The organism is Chryseobacterium sp. VD8, from assembly GCF_037149975.1.
In the GTDB taxonomy this organism is placed as follows: domain Bacteria; phylum Bacteroidota; class Bacteroidia; order Flavobacteriales; family Weeksellaceae; genus Chryseobacterium; species Chryseobacterium indicum.
Map to the genome: position 1 here is coordinate 1 of NZ_JBBCQL010000438.1, position 999 is coordinate 999.

Sequence of the window (999 nt, forward strand, 5' to 3'; positions counted from 1 at the left end):
TTTTGAAGATTTAAATTTTACTTCTTTTCTGTCTAAATTGGCATATTTAGGTCCTTTTCCCATGAAACTGAATGTTGCAACATCAGGAAGCATAAAGTCTTGTGCAAATCCTTTTTTCGTACTGCCGACTTCCATTAGAATTTCTATGGGAAGGAAATCTCTTTTTCCTGTATAAAATTGCAGAGATTGTGCAAAGAAGTTTTGTGCTGAAAGAATAAACACCAATAAAAGGCTAAGTTTTTTCATGGATATTTTAAAGTTTTTTATCAGGTGCAAATCTAAAAAAAGTATCCAGATTCTGAATACTTTTAAAGAATAATCTTTTTATTTTACAAATTCCATAACCATTTTTCTTCCGTCGGAATCTATTTCCTGTTTTAAAACCTTCCTTGTGGAAGAATCAATATAATACGTGACTACAGACTTTCTGTCCTGAATGTCATCTGTTGTTTTTACGATCCATACTTTTTTACCATTAAAATCGCCATGCGTTACATTTTCCACATAGGCTTTTATAACGCCTTTTTTAGCAGCGGGATTATAATCGAAAATCGGCATTTCTGCGGATATATTTTCTTTTAAAGGCATAAATCTTATGATTGCGGGATACGCATTGCTGTCGAAATATTCAGTAGAAATTTTTTCGTCAATAAGGTCTTTTTTCTGTGCTTTTTTATCGAAATAATATCCTGTTGCTTTATTTTTTTCAAACTTAATCACCATGTCTCTCATCATATTGTAGGAAGAATGATACATCGGCTGGAAATCTGAAATTCTTACCACCGTAGAATCTGTCCATGGTTTGTCCGGAGCCTGATTCATCTTTACCGTGGTTTTAAGAAGAAGTCTGTTTTTATCTAATTTTTTTACCTCGGAGGTTATTTTCCCGATTTCTATTTTCTGGTCACCTTTTGCAGCGTACCATACTGCATCGGATATTTCATCTTTCATGTATTGTGATTCCGGTTTTACATTACTTGGAGTAACAGTTTTCTGAGC

General features: G+C 33.3%; 2 protein-coding genes. Both read right to left on the reverse strand.

The features are described from left to right. The coding region (locus WFK35_RS22905) for a hypothetical protein (protein WP_336734963.1) at window positions 1-246 on the reverse strand (246 nt) is incomplete at its 3' end. A 78-nt stretch (window positions 247-324) separates the two neighbouring features. Continuing rightward, window positions 325-999: DUF3108 domain-containing protein (locus tag WFK35_RS22910; protein WP_336734965.1), on the reverse strand; the 675-nt coding region annotated here is incomplete at its 5' end.